The organism is Saccharopolyspora sp. CA-218241 (genome assembly GCF_050954615.1).
In the GTDB taxonomy this organism is placed as follows: domain Bacteria; phylum Actinomycetota; class Actinomycetes; order Mycobacteriales; family Pseudonocardiaceae; genus Saccharopolyspora; species Saccharopolyspora cebuensis.
On sequence record NZ_CP191860.1, the window covers coordinates 904,859 to 924,618 of the forward strand.

The 19,760-nt window shown below is 73.5% G+C and carries 14 protein-coding genes and 2 pseudogenes; 11 read left to right on the forward strand and 5 right to left on the reverse strand.

Features of this window, described 5'->3' with window-relative positions; genetic code table 11:
* The first annotated feature begins 5 nt into the window (after positions 1–5).
* The 3 genes and pseudogenes from ACQP0T_RS04535 (at position 6) to ACQP0T_RS04545 (ending at position 3,965) form a co-directional block, all read left to right on the forward strand.
* Positions 6–1,040, forward strand: a complete 1,035-nt coding sequence (locus tag ACQP0T_RS04535) for a thiamine ABC transporter substrate-binding protein (RefSeq protein ID WP_433871447.1) — start codon at positions 6–8, stop codon at positions 1,038–1,040.
* Positions 1,040–2,622 (forward strand): annotated as a pseudogene (locus ACQP0T_RS04540) (ABC transporter permease). Before ACQP0T_RS04535 ends, ACQP0T_RS04540 begins: the two are co-directional and overlap by 1 nt.
* A 329-nt stretch (positions 2,623–2,951) precedes the next feature.
* Positions 2,952–3,965 (forward strand): ABC transporter ATP-binding protein, encoded by a 1,014-nt coding sequence (locus ACQP0T_RS04545; protein ID WP_433873595.1) that lies wholly within the window; start codon positions 2,952–2,954, stop codon positions 3,963–3,965.
* 111 nt (positions 3,966–4,076) lie between these two features.
* Here ACQP0T_RS04545 and ACQP0T_RS04550 read toward each other — a convergent pair whose 3' ends face one another.
* Positions 4,077–4,388, reverse strand: coding sequence for a hypothetical protein (locus ACQP0T_RS04550; RefSeq protein WP_433871448.1), 312 nt, complete (start codon positions 4,386–4,388; stop codon positions 4,077–4,079).
* Positions 4,389–4,491: 103 nt separating this feature from the next.
* Between ACQP0T_RS04550 and ACQP0T_RS04555 the strand changes: the two genes are divergently transcribed.
* On the forward strand, positions 4,492–4,914 hold the full coding sequence (locus tag ACQP0T_RS04555; RefSeq protein ID WP_433871449.1) for a hypothetical protein: 423 nt from the start codon (positions 4,492–4,494) through the stop codon (positions 4,912–4,914).
* Between the two features lie 277 nt (positions 4,915–5,191).
* On the opposite strand, the gene ACQP0T_RS04560 is transcribed toward ACQP0T_RS04555, so the two are convergent.
* Complete coding sequence (locus ACQP0T_RS04560; RefSeq protein ID WP_433871450.1) at positions 5,192–6,580, reverse strand: sulfatase family protein; 1,389 nt, start codon at positions 6,578–6,580, stop codon at positions 5,192–5,194.
* Positions 6,581–6,677: 97 nt separating this feature from the next.
* Positions 6,678–8,048 (reverse strand): arylsulfotransferase family protein, encoded by a 1,371-nt coding sequence (locus ACQP0T_RS04565; protein WP_433871451.1) that lies wholly within the window; start codon positions 8,046–8,048, stop codon positions 6,678–6,680.
* Positions 8,049–8,451: 403 nt separating this feature from the next.
* On the opposite strand from ACQP0T_RS04565, the gene ACQP0T_RS04570 reads away from it, so the two are divergent.
* Entirely contained in the window at positions 8,452–9,999 is a 1,548-nt protein-coding gene (locus ACQP0T_RS04570) for a trypsin-like serine protease (RefSeq protein ID WP_433871452.1), read from the forward strand.
* 307 nt (positions 10,000–10,306) lie between these two features.
* Positions 10,307–11,851, forward strand: a complete 1,545-nt coding sequence (locus ACQP0T_RS04575) for a GMC family oxidoreductase (RefSeq protein ID WP_433871453.1) — start codon at positions 10,307–10,309, stop codon at positions 11,849–11,851.
* A 97-nt stretch (positions 11,852–11,948) separates the two neighbouring features.
* Here ACQP0T_RS04575 and ACQP0T_RS04580 read toward each other — a convergent pair whose 3' ends face one another.
* Complete coding sequence (locus ACQP0T_RS04580; RefSeq protein WP_433871454.1) at positions 11,949–12,908, reverse strand: alpha/beta hydrolase family protein; 960 nt, start codon at positions 12,906–12,908, stop codon at positions 11,949–11,951.
* Between the two features lie 141 nt (positions 12,909–13,049).
* Between ACQP0T_RS04580 and ACQP0T_RS04585 the strand changes: the two genes are divergently transcribed.
* The 3 genes from ACQP0T_RS04585 (at position 13,050) to ACQP0T_RS04595 (ending at position 15,225) form a co-directional block, all read left to right on the forward strand.
* Entirely contained in the window at positions 13,050–13,628 is a 579-nt protein-coding gene (locus ACQP0T_RS04585; RefSeq protein WP_433871455.1) for a TetR/AcrR family transcriptional regulator, read from the forward strand.
* 98 nt (positions 13,629–13,726) lie between these two features.
* A complete protein-coding gene (locus ACQP0T_RS04590; protein WP_433871456.1) occupies positions 13,727–14,566 on the forward strand; it encodes an NUDIX domain-containing protein in 840 nt (279 codons plus the stop codon).
* A gap of 338 nt (positions 14,567–14,904) precedes the next feature.
* Positions 14,905–15,225, forward strand: a complete 321-nt coding sequence (locus ACQP0T_RS04595; RefSeq protein WP_345356268.1) for a YciI family protein — start codon at positions 14,905–14,907, stop codon at positions 15,223–15,225.
* On the opposite strand, the gene ACQP0T_RS04600 is transcribed toward ACQP0T_RS04595, so the two are convergent.
* Positions 15,222–15,419: a hypothetical protein gene (locus ACQP0T_RS04600; protein WP_345356271.1), complete on the reverse strand. Its 198-nt coding sequence runs from the start codon at positions 15,417–15,419 to the stop codon at positions 15,222–15,224. The two genes, ACQP0T_RS04595 and ACQP0T_RS04600, sit on opposite strands and share 4 nt — an antisense overlap.
* Positions 15,420–15,704: 285 nt before the next feature.
* Here ACQP0T_RS04600 and typA point away from each other — a divergent pair.
* Positions 15,705–17,620: pseudogene (gene typA, locus ACQP0T_RS04605) on the forward strand (translational GTPase TypA).
* Between the two features lie 406 nt (positions 17,621–18,026).
* The gene (locus ACQP0T_RS04610; protein ID WP_433871457.1) at positions 18,027–19,730 is read left to right on the forward strand and encodes an ABC transporter family substrate-binding protein; all 1,704 of its coding nucleotides are present in this window, start codon (positions 18,027–18,029) and stop codon (positions 19,728–19,730) included.
* The last annotated feature ends 30 nt before the right edge of the window (positions 19,731–19,760 follow it).

Sequence of the window (19,760 nt, forward strand, 5' to 3'; positions counted from 1 at the left end):
GATCGTTGAAACGTTCACGGCTGCTGGCCGGTGCGACCGCGCTGGTCGCGCTCACCACGGGGTGCTCGCTGATCGGGGGCGAGGAGTCCGCGGGGCGCTCGGTCACGCTGGTCACCCACGACTCCTTCGCCGTCGACGAGGCGCTGCTGGCGCGGTTCGAACGCGAGTCCGGCATCGACGTGCGGGTGGTGCCCAGCGGTGACGCCGGGGAGCTCACCAACGAGCTGGTGCTGACCAAGGACGCGCCGATCGGCGACGTGGCCTACGGCGTCGATTCCACCTTCGCCTCCCGCGCGCTGCGCGCGGACGTGTTCGCGCCACACCCCACCACCGCCACCGGCCCGGAGCGCTACGCGCTGGGCGACGGGCAGCGGCTCACCGCCGTGGACGTGGCCGACGTGTGCGTCAACGTCGACACCGGGTGGTTCGCCGAGCGCGGCATCCCGGCGCCCGCGACGCTGCGCGACCTCACCGACCCGCGCTACCGCGACCTGTTCGCGGTGCCCGACCCGTCCACGTCCTCGCCCGGGCTGGCGTTCCTGCTGGCCACCGTCGCCGAGTTCGGCGAGGACGGGTGGGCCGACTACTGGCGCGCGCTGATGGCCAACGGCGCGAAGCTCTCCTCCGGCTGGGAGGAGGCCTACGGGCAGGACTTCTCCGGGTCGACCGGGCAGGGACCGCGCCCGATCGTGCTGTCCTACGCCTCCTCCCCGGCCGCCGAGGTCCGCCCGGACGGGACGCCGCGCACGAAGGCGCTGCTGGACACCTGCTACCGGCAGGTCGAGTACGCCGGGGTGCTGCGCGGCACCGACGATCCCGACGCCGCCGGTCAGGTGGTGGACTTCCTGCTCTCGCCGGAGTTCCAGGCCCAGGTCGCCGAGCGGATGTACGTCTACCCGGCGGTGACCGGCGTGCCGCTGCCGGACGGCTGGCAGCGCACCGCCCCGCTGCCGGAGCGCTCCGCCGAGCTGCCGCCCGAGCAGGTCGAGCGCAACCGGGACCGCTGGGTGCGGGAGTGGCGGGAGGTCGTGCGCGGGTGATGCGGCGCGTCGCCCTCGGGGTCGTCGGTGCGGGCGTGCTCGGCTTCCTCGGGGTGTTCTTCCTGTGGCCGGTGGTGGCCATCGTCGGCCGCGGCCTGGGCGCGGGCGGCTTCGCCGACGTGCTGGTCGAGCCGGGGACGTGGCGGCTGGTCGCGTTCACCTTCGGCCAGGCCGCCGCGGCCACCGCGGTCGCGCTGCTCGCCGGGCTCCCGGTCGCCTACCTGCTGGCCCGCTTGGCGGTGCCGGGCAAACCGGTGCTGCGGGCGCTGATCGCGGTGCCGTTCGTGCTGCCGACGATCGTGGTCGGGATGGCGTTCCGCGCGGTGCTGGGCGCCGACGCCGGGGTGTGGGCGATCGTGCTGGCCAACGCGTTCTTCAACGTCGCCGTGGTGGCCCGCACCGTCGGCGGGCTCTGGGCGCACCTGGACCGCCGCGCCGAGGACGCCGCCCGAAGCCTGGGCGCCTCCCGGTTGCGGGCCTTCGGCTCGGTGACGCTGCCCGCGCTGATGCCCGCGCTCGGGTCCGCGGCGGCGGTGGTGTTCCTGTTCTGCGCCACCAGCTTCGGCGTGGTGCTGGTGCTGGGCGGTGGCCGGTACCGAACCCTGGAGACCGAGATCTACCTGCGCACCGTGCAGCTGCTCGACCTGTCCGGGGCCGCCGCGCTGTCGCTGCTCCAGGTCGCCGCGGTGCTGGCCGCGCTGCTGCTGGCGGCGGTGGCCCGGCGCAGGCGGGAGGCGGCGCTGCGGCTGCGCGCCGCCGAGGAGACGACCCGGCCGCCGCGCGGGGCGGAGTGGCTGGTCGTCGGACTCACCGGGCTCGTCGTCGCCGGGCTGCTCACGCCGATCGTCGGGCTGCTGCTGCGCTCGGTGTCGGGCCGGGACGGGTGGAGCCTTGCCGGGTGGCGCGGCCTGCTCGGCACCGGCGAGGACGGCACGTTGCAGGTCAGCGGCCTGGAGGCGGCGCTGAACTCGGTGCGCGCGGCGTTCGACGCCACCTGCCTGGCGCTGCTGGTCGGGCTGCTGGCCGCGGCGGTGCTGGTCGCCGCGCGCCGCCGGTTCGCCGAGGTGCTCGACGCCGCGCTGATGCTGCCGCTGGGGGTGTCGGCGGTGACCCTGGGGTTCGGGTACCTGATCACGCTGCACCTGCTGCCCGGCGACCTGCGGACCTCGCCGCTGCTGGTGCCGTTCGCGCAGGCGCTGGTGGTGACGCCGCTGGTGGTGCGGATGGTGCTGCCGGTGCTGCGGGCCATCGACGACCGGCTGCGGCAGGCCGCCGCGACCCTCGGCGCGGGGCCGTGGCGGGTGCGGCGGGAGATCGACCTGCCGCTGGCGCTGCGCTCGGTGGGGCGGCGGCCGGGTTCGGCTTCGTGGTGGCGCTGGGCGAGTTCGGCGCGACGAGCTTCCTGGCCCGGCCCGAGGCGGCGACGCTGCCGGTGGCCATCGCCCGGCTGATCTCGCGGCCGGGCGAGCTCAACATCCAGCTCGCCTACGCGGCGTGCGCGCTGCTGATGCTGGTGACGGTGCTGGTGGTGCTGGCGGTCGAGCGGCTGCGGGTGCGCGGCGGATCGCTGGGGGAGTTCTGATGCGGCTCGCACGTCCGGGTGGGGTTTTCCGAGTGAGGGGCACCCTTGCCCGAGTAAGGACCTGTTTCAGAATGATCTGGGTGGCGGTGCGGGTGGCGGAACCTCAGCGGTCCCCTCGCTCCGGGAGCCGCTCCTGATGTACCAAACACGTACACGGCGTCACGGCTGTCCTCGCGAGAAGACCGCTGAGAACCCGCGGCGGTGCAAGCTGACAGCCTCACCGCATGCGGCTCCGCCGCATTCTGAAAGGACCCCTAACTCGGACGAGGGTGCCCCTCACTCAGCACACTTCCGGGTGAGGGCGGGGTATTCGACGGATGGGCGATGAGATGGCGTTGCGGGTGTCCGGGCTCTCGGTGCGGTACGGCGCGGTGGCTGCCGTGTCCGATGTGGACTTCGAGGTGGCGGACGGCGAGGTGCTGGCCCTGCTCGGGCCGTCCGGTTGCGGCAAGTCCACGCTGCTGCGCGCGGTGGCCGGGCTGGAAAGCCCGTCGGCGGGGGAGATCCGCTGGGACGGTGCCGACCTGGCGCGCGTTCCGGTGCACCGCAGGCGGTTCGGCATGGTCTTCCAGGACGGGCAGCTCTTCCCGCACCGCGACGTGTCGGGCAACGTGGAGTTCGGGTTGCGGATGCGCGGTGCCGACCGGGCGCGGCGCCGGGAACGCGTCGCCGAACTGCTCGCGCTGCTCGGCCTCGACGGCTACGAGCGCAGGCGGGCCACCGAGCTCTCCGGCGGTGAGGCGCAGCGGGTCGCGCTGGCCCGCGCGCTGGCCGCCGACCCCGCGCTGCTGCTGCTCGACGAACCGCTGAGCGCGCTGGACCGCACGCTGCGCGAGCAGCTCGCCGTCGACCTGGCCCGGTTGCTGGCCGCCGACGACGCCACCTCGATCGTGGTCACCCACGACCACGACGAGGCGTTCACCCTGGCCGACCGGGTGGCGATCATGACCGGCGGCCGGTTCCGGCAGGTCGACACCCCGCAGCGGCTGTGGCAGCACCCGGCCGACGAGGAGGTCGCCGCCTTCCTGGGCTGCACCGCGGTGCTCCAGGCGGAGGTGCGCGGCGGGACCGCGACCTGCGCGCTCGGCGCGGTCCCCGTCGCGGCCCCGGACGGACCGGCCCGGCTGGGGCTGCGCGCGTCGGGGGTTCGGGCCGAACCCGACGCGGACGGCGCGAGCGTGGTGCGCGAACGGGTCCACCGGCACGACCACGTCCGGCTCACCGTCGAGACCCCGGAGCTGCCCGAGCCGGTCGAGGCCACCGCGCGCACCGCCACCGCCCCGGGAGTCGGCGATCCGGTCCGGCTGGGCCTCGACCCGGACGGCATCGCGCTGATCGGCTGAGGCGGCGGTGGGTGGCCGACCGGCGATCGTGTCGGGGAAGGGGATCGCCGGTCGGCCGCGACCCGTCGCCGAGCAGCGCGTGCGGTCGGCGACGGGTCGGGTCGTGCTCCGCTACGCGCGGAGCCGGGTGCGCCGCGCGGCTGGCGTGGTCAGCGCGGGGAGCTGGTCGGTGTGCCAGGTCGACGGATCCGGCAGCCGGGTCGCCCGTTCGGCGGGTTCGGGGCGGCCCGAGGCTTCGACGGCTTGCGCGGAGTGCCGCTGCGTCCCGCCGACGGCCACGCAGGATTCGCACGCCACGTGCGTACCGGGCCGGATGGCGGCCAAGCCGGTCGATCGAGTCCAGTTCCCGCGCAACGGGTGGCCGCACCGGGCCCGGTCGAGGTGCGCGCTCAGGTGCACCCGCGCCTGGTCCGGCGAGCTCACCCAGAGCACGGTGGTCGCGCTGCGCTCGCGCGGGACCTCGGCCGGTCGGCGCGGTTCGGTGCGGCCGTCCGGCGCGGAATCGTGAAGGCCCTACGAGCGGGTGTTGGGGGCCGACATGTGGCGCAAGGAGATCACGCACCCGGGGCTGCTGCGGGTCAAGGGAACCCAACGGCTCGCGGCGCTCGTCCGATCGGTGCAGGTGGGTGATCCCGGCGCGTTCGGTGAGCAGCCCACCGCCCATGCGACCGATGTCGCTGTCGGGTCCCGGATGGATCCCGATGGTGTCCGCCAGTTCCGGCGGTGGATGACCGAGGGCGCGACGGCGACGTTGCGGACCAACTCCCTGAGCGTGATCGTCAAGCTCCCCGGCCGGGAGAACGCGGATCTCGTGGTCCAAGTGCTGGAGGACGACCGGAAGGTTCGTCGCCTGTGCCTGGCGTCGGACATCGCCCGCTTGACCCAGGCCGACTGGAGGACCGCGCTGCGGGTGGCGGACGACATCGGGTCGCACCCGGACCCGAAGTAGCTCGCCCGCAGGGCCGCCAAGGAGGCTGTCGACCCGAGGGACACCGAAAGCCGGTGGTGCGGCGCGTACGTGCTCCGGCACCTCGCACCCGTGCTCGGACGCTAGCGGTCGTTGCCGCGCGAGATCCCCATCCGATGTGCCGTGCCGCGCGCGGCGTCGTGCTGCTGCCGTTGAACCGGGTCCGCGATGGTCACGCGCGCGAAGGGCATGCGTCCGGACCCGTTGCGGGGCGAGGTCTTCCGCATTCCGCGGCGCGGGGCCCTGATCTTCCCCGCGGTCAGTTCCTGGTCCGCTGGATCGCCCGGGGGCGGTGCGCGGAGATCTCCCGGGCGAACCGGTGCGCGCGGGATTCGAGCTGCCGCACGATCGAGGGGTTGTCGCGGGCCCGGTCGTGTTCTTCGGCGGGGTCCTGCTCGATGTTGAACAGCGTGCCCCGCCTGCCGCGCCGCTTCGGTCGGTGGAGCTTCCACGGGCCGGATCGCACGGCCCGCAGGGACCAGCCCTCGAAGTAGTACAGCGCCTCGCGGGGCGGCATGGGCCCGCCGTGCAGGACCGGGCTGATGTCGATGCCGTCGATGGCGCGGTCGCCGGGCGGGGCGGTACCGGCCAGGCGCAGCAGCGTCGGCACCATGTCCAGGAAGGAGGCGGGGGCGTCGCAGACCGACCCCGCGCGCACCTGGCTCGGCCAGCGCAGGAAGAACGGTACCCGGACGCCGCCCTCGTACGACTGGATCTTCCGGCCGCGCAGCCCGCCGGTGCTGCCCACGAACCACGGTCCGTTGTCGCTGGTGACCATGATGATCGTGTTGTCGGCGAGGTCGTGTTCGTCGAGCGCGTCGAGCACCCGCCCGATGTGGAAGTCGGCGCCCTGGATGACGTCGCCGTATTCGCCGGCGGCGGAGCTGCCCGCGAATCGCTGTTCCGGGTGCAGCGGGACGTGCGGTGCCGTGTGCGGGAGGTAGAGGAAGAACGGCTCGTCGCGATGTCGTTCGATGAAGCCGATCGCCTCGTCGGTGTAGCGGCGGGTCAGCTGGCCCTGGTCCACTTCCTCGCGGAGCCGCTGCCGCCCCCGGTGGAGGTCCACGGGTTCCTGGTCGTTGCTGTGCAGCAGGCCGAAGTACTCCTCGAAGCCGTGCCGGGTCGGGTTGTGCTGCGGGCGCGAGCCCAGGTGCCACTTGCCGAAGAGTCCGGTGCGGTAACCGCTTCCGCGGAGCAGCTCGGCGATGGTCAGCTCGTAGTCCGGCAACCCTTCGCCCTGCCAGGGGTGCAGGACCGTGGGAAGTCCGACGCGGGCGCCGTAGCGCCCGGTCAGCAACGCCGCGCGGGACGGGGTGCACACCGCTGCGCCCGCGTACATCTGGTTGAAGGTCATCCCTTCGCGGGCGAGCTGGTCGATGCGCGGGGTGCGGATCGCCGACGTGCCGTGCGGGCCGAAGTCGCCGTACCCGGCGTCGTCCAGCATCACGAAGACGATGTTGGGGCGCGGATCGGACCGCCGCGGCGCGGGGCCGGGATCCGGCGCGGTGCGCCGGGGCGGATCAGCGGGGCTGCAGGCCGCTGCGCCGGCTCCCAGGCCGGCGACGGCTCCGGTGGTCAGCAGGCGTCCACCGAAGGACAGGACACCCCTGCGGGTCCACGGCTCCGCGCCGCCCGGAACAGTGCTCAATGCTCGCTCGCCTCGTCATCTCGGGTTCGGGTCGATCGACGTGCGCTGAACCACTCGTACCGTCCGCAGCCCCCAGGTCAAGTCGGACGCCCGCGCTTCACCCCGCTTCGGACACCGGCACCACCGGCGAGGTGCCCAGCACGCGGCCCGTGCCGTCCAGCCCTTCGACGGCGACGTGGCCCACCCGGTCGGGTACCTCGATCCGGGTCTCGAACCCCGCACGGGCCGCCTCCCGCGCGGGTCGGAGCGTCCGCGGGTCCGGTCCGGTCAGCACCCGCCAGGCGGCGACCTCGGTGGCCCCGTTCCAGCTGGTGTGCACGACCGTGGTCCGCTCCGGCCCGGGCCGCGCCGTGACGGCGGGGGCGTCCGCGGGCTCGCCCGTCCACGGCATCCGGAACGTGCGGTACGAAGCCATGTCCTCCGGCAGCTTGCCGTCCAGGCGCACCGAACCGTCGGGACCGAACTCGGTGAAGCCGTCGGCACCGCCCCAGCCCGCGAACGCGTGCCCGTTGTCGAGAAGCTGGTAGTTGGCCATGTTCGGGCTCAGCGTCGCTTCCGGCCTGCGGTCCTCGCGCACCAGGTCCGCCGTCCGCGCGGCCTCGTCGACCCGCAGGACGAGCCCCCGCGAACGGTCCTCGCCCGTGGCGGCCTCGCCGTTGTCGAAGATGCTGATCGTCCCGTCCGGTCGCCGCCGCGCGTCGTGCTGCCATTCGAACAGCGTGCCCGGTCCCATGCGGAAGTCGGTGAACTTGCCGCTGAGCCGCCAGACCACCGCCCCGGTGTCCTTCCGGATCTTGTAGACCGCGTGGGTGTTGCGGGCCGAGATCAGGAGGGTGCCGTCGGCTTCGGGTTCCACCGAGTTGACGTGGAAGTAGTCCCACGGCTGGTTCGGGTCGGGCGGGGGAGCCTCCAGGGCCTCCTCCACCCCGACGTGGTCGAGGCTGTGCCACTCGAACAGCACCGCACCGGTGGCGATGTCGACCTCTTGGATCACTCCCTCGAGGACGGCCCCGTCGGGCGGACCGCCGATGGGGCCGAGATCCGCCCGGACCTCGTGGTAGCTCATCAGCAGCGCGGTGTCCTGGGGCGTGATCACCAGGTCGTGCATGTCCGCGTGCAGACCGGCGCCGGTGCGGACGGTGGCGATGGTCCGGTACGAGCGGTCGGCGATGTACCACTGCCCCTTCCCGTAGCCGGGCGGCGCGATCATCTCCCCGTTCCACCAGGTCAGCACGGGCTCGCCGCGGTACTGCTGGACCTTGAGGTCCATGCTCACGGTCCCGGGGGGATCCGGGGCGAACCACACCGGCTCGCCGCGGTCGTCGGCGATCAACCGACCGGGCTGGGGCACGTTCTCCGCCTGCTCCGGCCTCGGCACCATCGGGCCCATGAGGATCCGGCCGGGTCCGGTGCCCCGTGCCGGAGTGCTGATCCGGAGCTTCGGCGGGTGCAGGTCGGGTCGCGTCACGAAGCGGTGCCCGTTGTCCGGTGCCGGGGCACACCCCGTGGCGGTGCCCACGACCCCGGCGGCGGCACCGCCGGCGAGGAGACGTCCACCGAGGGACAGGACCTTCCTGCGGCTCCACGCCCCAGCCCGTGCCGGTACGGCCGTCATAGCTCACTCCATGCAACTTCGGCGGACGTCTTTAACCCGAACGATGGTCGCACGAACGGGTGTATGGACGGAGGTGCCTCACGATTCCCGCCAGCGACCGGACAAACCCGGCGCGGTGCCGCGGTACCGCTCGACCGGACCGCGGCCTCGTCGTCGCGCGATGTGGTGGGGACGACGTGCGGTCGCCGAGGTCGTCGTAGCGAAACGGTGACGCGGTGATCGAGGGATGACGACCTCGGCCGCGCACGGTGGGTGCATGCGAAGTCGATCTCTGCTGCTCGGTGCCGTGCTGGCGCTGACCGCGCCCCTGCTGGGGGCGTTGCCCGCGCAGGCCGTCCTGGGCGGCACCGAGTCAACCCGGGCATATCCGTTCATGGGCTCGTTCCAGCCGTCCTACCCGGAGTCGCCGCACCCGGACGGGCACGGCTGCGGGGTGATGGTGCTCGCGCCGCAATGGGTGCTCACCGCCAGCCACTGCGCGGGCAAGAACCCGACCGATGCGAAGGTGGGCGTCCCGCAGGGCTGGAAGGTGCGGGTCGGGTCGCTGGACACCGGCTCCGGCGGTGAGGTCGCCGAGGTCGACCACTACTACCGGCTGGCGACCGTCCACGACGAAGGCGGCTTCTGGGGCAAGGACATCGCCCTGCTGCACCTGAAGACCCCGGTCCAGGCCGAGCCCGTGAAGATCGCCTCGACCACACCGCCGGCCGGCACGCCCGTCCGCATCATGGGCTGGGGCATGACGTGCGGGAACAGCGCGAACCCGGACTGCTTCACCACGCGGCTGCGGGAGGCCGACACCGAGGTGCAACCCGCCACGACGTGCTCGTCCGACCCGCGCGAGACGGAACTGTGCATCGGCAGCCCCGACGGCAGCGTCGCCTCCAGCAACATGGACTCCGGCGGGCCCGCGCTGGTCCGCGAGGGCGACGGGTGGGCCGCGGCCGGGGTGGTCAGCGGCCCCGCGGGCACCGACAAGCCGACCTGGTTCACCGACGTCACCCGCTACACCGACTGGATCAACGGCATCATGTCCGGCACCGACGTGCCGCCCGACAGCGTCATCCCGAACGTGGAAGGCGCCGTGCAGCTCGAAGGCTGCACCGGTTCGGTGGTCCGCACCGCCGGCTCCCGGCCGCAGGACCCGGCGCTGATGCTCACCAACGGCCACTGCGTGCAGGGGCAGCGGCCCGCGCCCGGGGAGGCGCTGGTCGACCAGCCCGCCGACCGCGAGGCGCCCATCGTCGGCCCCCAGGGCTACCCGGAGGTCACCGCCCGCGCCGAGCGGCTGGTGTACGCGACGATGACCGGCACCGACGTCGCGCTCTACCGCCTGGACCGGACCTACGGCCAGCTGGCGGAGGCGGGCGCGAAGGTCTTCGACCTGACCACCACCCCCGTGCGTGCGGGCGACCCGCTGAGCCTCGCCTACACCAGCCGGCGCTTCGACTGCACCGCCGAAGCCGTGGTCCCGCACCTGCGGGAAGGCGGCTACCAGCAGGACGACTCGATCCGCTACGCCACCACCGAGGACTGCGCCCCCTTCCCCGGCACCTCGGGTTCGGCGCTGCTGTCCCCCGACGGCGGGACGGTCGTGGGCATCCACAACACCCACAACCGCGATGGCGAGCAGTGCACCGACAACAACCCCTGCGAGGTGGACGCGGACGGGAACGAGACCGCCGTGCAGGGCCGTGCCTACGGCCAGCAGGTGCACCGGATCGCGGGCTGCCTGACCGAGGGGTCGCGGCTGGACCTGTCCCGCCAGGGCTGCACCCTCACCGGGGCGACCGGCGCGCGCTGACCTGATCAGCACCACCGGCCGGCCCAGGCCCACCACCGCGGTGGGCCTGGGCCAGCTCGTCGTGGGGACCTGCCGTGACCGGGAGGTTCCGGGGTGAGCCGGGAAAAATCGCTGGCTTCCGGTGATCGCGCCCGGTTAGCCTGCCCGCATGTCGAGTCCCGAGGCGTCCAGATCCTGACCCCGCCCCCGCCGGTGGCCTGACCGTCGCGCGGCCTGCCACCGGTCGTCCCGCGCGTCCGCGACCCGCCCGGTCGCGCCGCGCTCGGCACCGCGCGCCCCGGGGCGCGCGCTGTTCTCAGGAGACTCGATGGGTTGGGACCTGATCGTCGTCGGGGCCGGATCGGCCGGGGCCGTGGTGGCCGCCCGCGCGGCCGGACGCGGCCACCGCGTGCTGCTGCTCGAAGCGGGGCCGGACGTCCGGCCCGCGACCTTGCCGGAGGTGTGGCGGTCGCCGAACCCGGTGCGCGCGCTGCGCGATCCGGCGGCCGGGACGCACCTGTTGCAACGCGGACTGCTGTCCCGCCGCACCGAGGCGCAAGCCGCGACGCCGTACTTCCAGGGCCGGGGCACCGGCGGGAGCTCCAGCATCAACGGGCAGATCGCGATCCGCCCGCCGATGGCCGACTTCACCGACTGGGCCGCCGCCGGGTGCACCGGCTGGGCGCCGGAGGACGTGTTGCCGCACCTGCGGGAGATGGAGGACGACGAGGAGTTCGGGGACGCGCCGTGGCACGGTCGCGGCGGTCCGATCCCGGTGCACCGCACCCCGCGCGAGCGGTGGGGCGCGGTGGACGCGGCGCTGTGCGACGCCGCCGTCGCCGCCGGGTACGGCTGGGCGCCCGACCTCGACGCGCCCGGGGCGGCCGGCGCCTCGCCGTACCCGGTCAACTCCCGGGACGGGCGGCGGGTGACCACCTGCGACGCCTACCTCGAACCGGCGCGGGCGCTGCCGGAGCTGACCGTCCGCTGCGGTGCGGTGGTCGACCGCGTGCTGCTGTCCGGCAGCCGGGCGGTCGGCGTCCGGGTGCTCGTCGACGGGGCGATGACCGAGGAGTTCGCGGACCGGGTCGTGCTCAGCGCGGGTGCGGTGCACTCCCCGGCGATCCTGCAGCGCTCCGGCTTCGGCCCGGCGGAGCGGCTGCGGGCGCTCGGCGTCGACGTGGTGGCCGACCTGCCCGCCGGTCGCGGGCTCCAGGACCACCCGTCCGCCTTCGTCGGGATGCCGCTCCAGCCGCGCTGGGCGGCCGGGTCCGACGAACGCCACACCAACGTCTGCGTCCGGTGGAGCAGCGGTGCGGCGCCCGGCGACCTCATGTTCGTGGCCTGCAACCAGAACGTGCTGGCCCTGTCCCGCGCGGACGGCCGGGACGGTGCGGGGGCGCTGCTGGTGTGGGGCAACCAGGTGCACTCGCGCGGCGAGGTGCTGCTCGACTCGGCCGATCCGCTGGCCCAACCGGCGCTGGAGCAGCGGATGCTGTCCGACCCGCGCGACCGGCAGCGGCTGCGCACCGGGGTGCGGGCGTTGCTCGACCTGGCCCGGGGAGACCGCGTCCAGGACCTCACCGACGGCACGTTCGACGAGGTCAACGCGGACCTGCTGGCGGCGTTCGACGACGACCGCGCGCTCGACGAGCACCTGCTGCGCACCGCCACCGACGCCCAGCACCTGAGCAGCTCCTGCCGGATGGGCGCCCCGGACGACCCGGACGCGGTGGTGGACCCGGACTGCCGCGTGCTCGGCGCCGAAGGGCTGCACGTCGCCGACGCCTCGGTGCTGCCGTCCTGCCCCCGCGCCAACACCAACTTCGCGACGATCGCGGTGGGGGAGGTGCTGGCCGACCGGCTCGGCTGAGGGTGCGGCGCGGTGCCCGCACGTGCCGGTCGCCGACGGCGTCGGCGGCGCGCGGGCCGGGCGTTCCCGTCCCGGAACGCCCGGCCCGTCGTCGGGGCTACTTGGACGTGACGCTGCCGAGCGGGTGCGGGTCGGCGGCCAGGGCGTCGCGCGCCGCCTGCCAGGCGGGGTCCCCGGGGTCGAGCGCGGTGCGGAGGTAGGCCGAGGTGAGCCGCCCGATCGCGGCGACCCGCTCGGGGTTCTCGTCGGTCGTCTCGGCGACGTCGTACCCGGAGATGCCGCCGAGGCCGTGCTCCGCGTCGAACAGGGTGAGCAGGCTCTTGGGCCCCGGGGCGAGGTGGTACGGGTCGGCGTGCCATTCCGCACCCCGGGTCGTCAGGTGGCCGGAGGTGTCCTTCTCCCCGGCGACCACGAGCGCGGGTGCGCTCATCGCGGAGAAGTCGGTGGTGGCCAGGAACGGCCAGTTCCGCGCCACGGCCTCGACGAGGGCAGCACCGCCCCTGCCGGGTGCGGCGAGCAGCACGCCCGCCCCGATCCGCGGGTCGGTCAGGTCCACCTCGGCTCCGTCGTGGGGATCGGTGAGCCGGGCGCCGAGCAGCAGGCTCGCGGTGTGCCCGCCCATCGAGTGCCCGGCCACGGCGACCTTCCCGCGGTCCAGGCGGTCGCGGAGCACGGGAACGGCGGCCTCGATCTCGTCGAGCCGGTCGAGGAGGCGCGTCATGTCCGCGGCCCGCGATCGCCAGTGCAGCGGGGCGTCGGGGGCGTCGAGGTCCAGGTGGCCCAGCGTGGTCGAGCTCAGGTGGGTGGGCTGGATGACGGCGAAGCCGTGCGCCGCCCAGGCGTGGACGAGCGGGGCGTAGCCGTTCAGCGAGGAGAGGTGGTGGGAATGGCCCTGGCCGTGCGAGAGCAGGACGATCGGCAGTGCGCCGCCGGTGACGGGCGCGGTGACCCGCACCTGGAGGTCCACGGCGCGGTCGGGGGTCGGCAGCACCACCGGGCCGACCGACAGGGCCGGAACGGGAGCGGGGGCGCCGGATGCGCAGGTCGGTGCGTTCATGATGTGGGTTCCCTTTCGAGGGCTGCGCCGTCGTTCTGGGCGAGCGGGGGTGCTGGAATGCTCCGGAAGAAGCGGAGCGCTGTTCCGGAAACATACGGAACAGTGTTCCGGTTTGTCAACGACCATCGGGAGGAGAGCGCGGTGACCACTGCGGACCAGTCCGGGGAAGTCCCGGCCCGGGGCAAGCGGGCCGATGCGCGGCGCAACGAGCAGCGGTTGCTCGCCGCGGCCGCCGAGGTGTTCGTCACCTCCGGCGTCGACGCGCCGATCCGGGAGATCGCGGCCACGGCCGGTGTCGGGATGGGGACGATCTACCGCCACTTCCCGACCCGGGCGGACCTCGTCGTCGCCGTCTTCCGCCACCAGGTCGAAGCCTGCGCCGAGGCGGGTCCGCGCCTGCTCGCCGAAGCGGATTCGCCCTTCGCCGCGCTCCGCGAGTGGGCCGACCGCTTCGTCGACTTCCTGGTCACCAAGCACGGGCTCGCCGACGCGCTGCAATCGGACAGCGGCGGTTTCGAGAAGCTGCACGCCTACTTCCTCGACCGCCTGGTGCCCGTCTGCGCGCAACTGCTCGACGCCGCGGCCGACGCCGGTGAGATCAGGTCCGGTGCGCAGGCGTACGAACTGATGCGCGGCATCGGCAACCTCTGCATCGGCAGCGACCCCCGCTACGACCCCCGCCGGTTGGTCGACCTGCTCCTCCGGGGGCTCCGGTCCTGACGCCGAGCGCGCGGCTCCCCCGGGGCTGATCCACCTCGCGACGATCGCGGAGGTGCTGGCCGACCGGCTCGACCGGAGGTGCGGCAAGATGCCCGCACGTGTCGGTGTTGCGGACTACAGGACTGATCGACGCGCCGGTCGCCACGGTGGGCGCGGCGCTGCGGGACACCCGGCTCGCCGAGCGCGGGCTGCGCGCCCTCGGCGCCCACGGCCACGCCGCCACCCGGCCGTCCCCGCTGCTGGTGCCCGGCGACGAGATCGCCTTCCGGTTCCGGCTGGCCGGGCTGCCGGTGCGCCTGACCACCCGGGTCGTCCGCGCCGACGCCGACGCGCTGTCCTCCGTGCTCGTCTCCGGACCGCTGCCGGAACTGCGCCACGAGACCGTGCTCGCCGCGGCCGGGCCGCGCACCCTGCTGACCGACTCGCTGCACTGGACCACGCCGCTGGGTCCGCTCGGCCGCCTCGTCGACGTCGCGGTGGTGCGCCGCTTCGTGCTGCGGGTGCTGGCGGCCCGCACGGCCGGGGTCCGGGAACTCGCCGAGGGCTGGGCGGCCCGGAAGGTCGTGGTCGGCACCGCCCTCGTGCACCGCGGCAGGCTGCTGGCCCAGCAGCGCCGGTACCCGGCGGCCGACGCGGGGCGCTGGGAACTGCCCGGTGGCCGGGTCGAACCGGGCGAGGACGAGCGGGACGCGGTGGTGCGCGAGTGCCGCGAGGAGCTCGACGTCGAGGTGCGCCCCACCGGCCGCGTCGGCTCCGACGTCCCGCTGCGCGACGACATGCTGCTGCGGGTGCACACCGCGGAGCTGGTCGACCCCGAAGCCGTGCCCCGGCCCGTCGAACACCGCGACCTGCGCTGGGTCGGGCGGGAGGAGGTGGAGGGGTTGGATTGGCTGGAAGCGGACAAAGTCCTCACGCATTCTTTGCGAGAGCTTTGTTGAAACCGGACTCGTCTTGCGTGGCGGTGCGGGTGGCGGAACCTCAGCGGCCTGCTCGCTCCGGGCGCCCTTCCTCATGTACCCACCACGTGCACAGCGTCAGGGCGTCCTCGCGAGAAGACCGCTGAGAACCCGCGGCGGTGCCGGTGGCGAGGGTGGGGCAAAGCGGAAGCGGCTCTCGCCGCTTGCCTGACGGTGGTGCCGTTGTGTGTGCGCGGTTGCCGCTGCGTGTGCGGTTGCTCGTGTGGCTCTGGTCGACGGGTGGGGGCCCTGGGCTTCGCGGTGGGGGCTGGCGTGGTGAGCGCTCGGCACCGGCCTCCGGGCGGCGTTACCGTGGGGAGATGTTCGTCGTTCTGCTGCACTACACCGCATCGGATGCCGACATCGAAGCCCGGATGGTGGACCACTACGACTGGCTCACCAGGCACTACGACGCGGGCGACTTCATCGCGGCGGGGAACCGCCAGCCGCGCACCGGGTCGGTGATCATCACCCGCGCCATGTCCCGGGGCAAGCTCGACGCGATCCTGGCGAGCGACCCGTTCGCGGTGGACCGGCTGGTCCGCCACGAGGTGATCGAGTTCCACGCGCTGCGGACGATCCCGGAGCTGGCGAACTACGCCGACCCGCTGACCGCCGCGGACGAACGCCCCCGCGGCTAGCCGGCGGGCTCGGCGCGCTCCCGCTCCTTCTTGGCGGCCTTCTTGGCCGCCTTGCGGGCCTTCTTCTCCGCTTCCTTCACCTCGGCGGCCTTGGCCTCCTTCAACGCCTTCCGCAGCACCACGATCGGACAGCTCTTGCAGGCCGGCGTCGAGCGGCAGCACTTCTTCTTGACCTTGATGTAGTCTTTGCCCACGCCTGATGTCTCCGCCGTCGGGACAGGTCCTCCGCTCAGGTTAGGCAACCCTGACTTCCGGGTCCAACCTGATCAATCACGCACCGCGCCCGGTGTTGCGCTCAGCACGTGCCCGCCGGACGTGAAGGTGCTTGCACTAGGCTGGGAGGAGCCGCGCGTCGACCGCGCGCCCGGTGCCACGCCGGAGCGCCACCTGAGAGTTCCGCCGCGAGCGGCAGGCGGAGCCGCGGCGGAACGTCGACGGACCGCCGTGCCATCTTTCTTCGTCTACCCGGGAGCCCCCGCTTGTCCGTCACCAGCGTCACCACTCCGATCCGCAGCGACCTGCGCAACGTCGCCATCGTCGCGCACGTCGACCACGGCAAGACCACCCTGGTGGACGCCATGCTGCGGCAGTCCGGTGCCTTCTCCGAACGGGCCGAGCTCGTCGACCGGGTGATGGACTCCAACGACCTGGAGCGCGAGAAGGGCATCACCATCCTGGCCAAGAACACCGCGATCCGGCGGGAGACCCCGGACGGGGCGGTCACCATCAACGTGGTGGACACCCCCGGGCACGCCGACTTCGGCGGCGAGGTGGAGCGCGGCCTGTCGATGGTCGACGGCGTCGTGCTGCTCGTCGACGCCAGCGAGGGCCCGCTGCCGCAGACCCGGTTCGTGCTGCGCAAGGCGCTGGCCGCGAAGCTGCCGGTGATCCTGGTCGTCAACAAGGTGGACCGGCCCGACGCGCGCTGCGGCGAGGTCGTCGACGAGACCCACGACCTGCTGCTGGACCTGGCCACCGACCTCGACGGCGAGGTCGAGCTGGACATGGAGGCCATCCTCGACCTGCCGGTGATCTACGCCTCCGCGCGCGCCGGCCGGGCCAGCACCACCCGCCCCGCCGACGGCGAGCTGCCCGCCGACGAGAACCTCGACGCGCTGTTCGACGTGCTGCTCACGCACGTCCCCGCCCCGCGCGCCGACGTCGAGGCCCCGCTGCGCGCCCTGGTCACCAACCTCGACGCCTCGTCCTTCCTGGGCCGCATCGCGCTGTGCCGGATCCACTCCGGCACCTTGCGCAAGGGCCAGACCGTCGGCTGGAGCCGCGAGGACGGCAGCGTCGAGAAGGTCCGGCTCACCGAGCTGCTGATCACCGAGAACCTGGACCGGGTGCCCTGCGCCGAAGCCTCGGCCGGTGACCTGGTCGCCATCGCGGGCATCCCGGACATCACCATCGGCGACACCCTCACCGACCCGGAGAACCCGGACCCGCTGCCCCGGATCACCGTCGACGCCCCGGCCATCTCGATGACCGTCGGCGTCAACACCTCGCCGCTGACCGGTCGCGGCGGCGGTACCAAGCTCACCGCCCGGCAGGTCAAGAGCCGCCTGGACGCCGAGCTGATCGGCAACGTCAGCATGAAGGTCGTGCCGACCGAGGCGCCGGACTCCTGGGAGGTCCAGGGCCGCGGCGAGCTGGCGCTGGCCGTGCTGGTGGAGACCATGCGCCGGGAGGGCTTCGAGCTCACCGTCGGCAAGCCGCAGGTGGTCACCCGCGTCATCGACGGGCAGCTCTGCGAGCCGTTCGAGCGGCTGAGCATCGACGCCCCGAGGAGCACCTCGGCGCCATCACCCAGCTCCTCGCCGGGCGCAAGGGCCGGATGGAGACGATGGACGGGCACGGCACCGGCCGGATCAAGCTCGACTACGTGATCCCGGCCCGCGGGCTGATCGGCTTCCGCACCGAGTTCCTCACCGAGACCCGGGGCACCGGCATCGCCAACCACGTCTTCGAGGGCTACTTCCCGTGGGTCGGCGAGCTGCGCACCCGGCACAGCGGTTCGCTGGTGGCCGACCGCTCCGGCTCGGCCACCACCTACGCGCTGACCCAGCTCGCCGACCGCGGCACCTTCTTCGTCGAGCCCGGTGACGAGGTGTACGAGGGCATGGTCGTGGGCGAGAACCCGCGCGCCGAGGACCTCGACATCAACATCACCAAGGAGAAGAAGCTCACCAACATGCGCTCCGCCACCGGCGAGGAGCTGGAGCGGCTGGCCCGCGCCCACAAGCTCGCGCTGGAGGAGGCGCTGGAGTTCTGCTCCGCCGACGAGTGCGTCGAGGTCGCGCCGAACGCCATCCGGGTCCGCAAGATGACCCTGGACAGCAACCTGCGCGGGCGGGAGAGGTCCAAGGCAAAGGCCCGAGACAACAACGCCTGATTCTTTGGTTTCGGGCTCGCTTTGCGACGCGGTGCCGGTAGCGGAACGTCAGCTGTCTTCTCGCTCCGGGCGCCCTTCTTGATGGATCGCCAATACACGGCATCAGGGCGTCCTCGCGAGAAGACAGCTGAGAACCCGCGGCGGTGCAAGCTGCGAGGGTGGGGTAGTGCGGAAGCGGCTCGCGCCGCTTGCCTGACGGTGGTGCCGATCGGCGCGTGCGTGCGGCGGAAGCGGCTTTCGCCGCTTGCGGTATCGGGGGTGGAGTGGCCCCCCGGTGTCGCTGCTCCTAGCGGTAGGCGCAACGATGGAGGGCCTACCGCGCCCCGCCGGGGGCGGGTTCCACGGTGAGGGGAGGTCCGGCGTGCTCCAGCGACGCCGCCGTCGAATCACGTCGGTCCCGTTGCTGATGTCCACCGCCGTCCTGGCGGCGGCCTGCACCAACGCGCCTCCGCCGCCGCTGGTCGAGGAAACTCCCGCGCCGCCGCCCAGCTCCAGCTCCGCGCAGCCGATCCCGCCGATGCCCACCGAGGTCGTCGTCGGCGTCGACGACCTCGACGGCGGGTTCAACCCGCACACCCTCGCCGACCTGTCGCCGACGAGCTCGGCGCTGGCCAACCTCATGCTGCCCTCGGTGTTCCGGCCCGCCGAGGACGGCACGCTGCAGCTCGACACCACGCTGATGGAGTCCGCGGAGGTGCTGCCGGACACCGAGAAGTTCACCGTGCGCTACCAGATCCGGCGCGAGGCGAGCTGGTCCGACGGGGCCCCGATCGCCGCGGAGGACTTCGTCTACCTGTGGGAGCAGCTGCGCTCCCAGCCCGGCGTCTCCGACCCGGCCGGTTACCAGCTCATCGAGGAGGTCACCTCCGGCCAGGGCGGCAAGACCGTCGAGGTGACCTTCAGCGAACCCTTCGACGGCTGGCGGACGCTGTTCGCCAACCTGCTGCCCGCGCACCTGCTGCGCGACGACCCGAGCGGCTGGGCCACCGCGCTCGACGACGGCTACCCCGCCTCCGGCGGGCCGTTCGCCATCCGGCAGGTCGACCTCGACCGCGGCGAGATCATCCTGGAGCGCAACGACCGCTACTGGGGCGCCCCGGCCGCGTCGGACCGGGTGGTGCTCCGGGCCGCCGACGAGACCCGGCAGGTCGACGCGCTGCGCTCCGGCGACACCCACCTCGCGGTCATCGACGCCGACGCCGCCACCCACCAGTCGCTGCGCGCACTCGGCGACGAGGTGCGGGTGACCACCCTGCCCCGGCCCGCCACCACCCAACTGCTGCTGCGCCCGGACAGCCGCGACCTCGACCAGGTCGGGGTGCGCGAGGCGGTGCTGGCCGCGCTCGACCGGCAGCAGCTCATCGCCGTCGGCACCGGCGGCGGCCCGGCGCAGCAGTTCCCCGCGCACGCCCAGGTGCTCGCCCCCTCCGAACCCGGTTACGCGCCCACCGAACCCCCGAGCCCGCCGGGGCCCGACCCGGCGGAGGTGGAGCGGCTGCTCGGCGAGGCCGGGTACGAGTTCTCCGCCGGGGCCTGGGTGCGCGACGGCCGACCGCTGAACCTGGTCATCGCCGCGCCGTTCGAGAACGACAACTACGTCCGGATCGCCGAGGAGGCGGCCCGGCAGCTGCGGGCCCAGAACATCCAGGCCACCGTCATCACGCCCACCGGCGACCAGCTCTTCGGCGAGATGCTCGCCGCCAACCCGCTCTCCTCGGACAGCGGCGCCTCCGGGACCGTCGACATGGTCGTCGCGCCCCGGGCCGCGGGCGGGGACCCGGCCGCGATGATGGCGGCCAACTACGGCTGCCCCGCCGTGGTCGAGGAGGGCGAGCAGCCGTTCCCGTACAACGCCGCGGGCTACTGCGATCCGCTGCTCCAGCCCACCATCGACGCCGCCCTCGCCGGGGCCGTCCCGTACCCGGAGGCCGCCGCCGCCGTCGAGGCCCGGATCTGGCGCGAGGCCATCGCGCTGCCGCTGTACCAGCAGGCGCAGGTGCTGGCCGTGAGCAGCGACGTGCAGGGCGTCTCGCCCGGCCACGGGTTCGCCGGTCCGTTCTCCAGCGCGGGCCAGTGGGTCGGCACCCCCGCCGACTCCTACGGCTACTGAGCCGGCACCACCGGCGCTCCGGAACCGCTC